The 491-nt window shown below is 52.1% G+C and carries 1 protein-coding gene; it reads left to right on the forward strand.

Annotation, left to right across the window (positions count from 1 at the left end):
- Positions 1-491, forward strand: a 491-nt coding sequence (locus MD588_RS25945; protein WP_265700836.1) for a cadherin repeat domain-containing protein, incomplete at both ends; no start/stop codon positions are given.

A 491-nucleotide genomic window follows, 5' to 3' on the forward strand; every position in this document is an offset into this window, starting at 1 on the left:
AGACGGTACCGAGCATACGGTAACCGTGACGATTAAAGGAACTGGTGATGCCCCTGAATTTATTAGTGGCTCCAATGACAGCCATGGTTTGGATACCAGCGGTATAGTGGATGCTGATACTTACCAGTTTACTGTTGATGAGAACCTGTTGGGCGCTAAGGTCGGCCTGGTGGGAGCGTACGACCCGGATGCGGGTGATATCTTGACGTACACCCTGACTAGTCACAATGACCTGTTTGAAATCAATGCAACGACAGGAGAGATTCGTCTTAAGGACGGTGTGGCATTGGACCACGAAGAGGCGGCGAGCTATAGCCTGGCGGTTGAAGTGACCGACAGCGAAGGGCTGAAAGACACCGCAGAAGTGAAAGTCTCTGTCGGAGATGTAAACGAAGCTTCTGAAGTAAGTGGTAAAACTGTCGGTGATGTGATTGAAGGCAATATCGGCGATGCGCCGGAGACGGCGACCGGCACGATTGCGATCAGCGACG

Source organism: Photobacterium obscurum, from assembly GCF_026191635.1.
GTDB lineage: Bacteria > Pseudomonadota > Gammaproteobacteria > Enterobacterales > Vibrionaceae > Photobacterium > Photobacterium obscurum.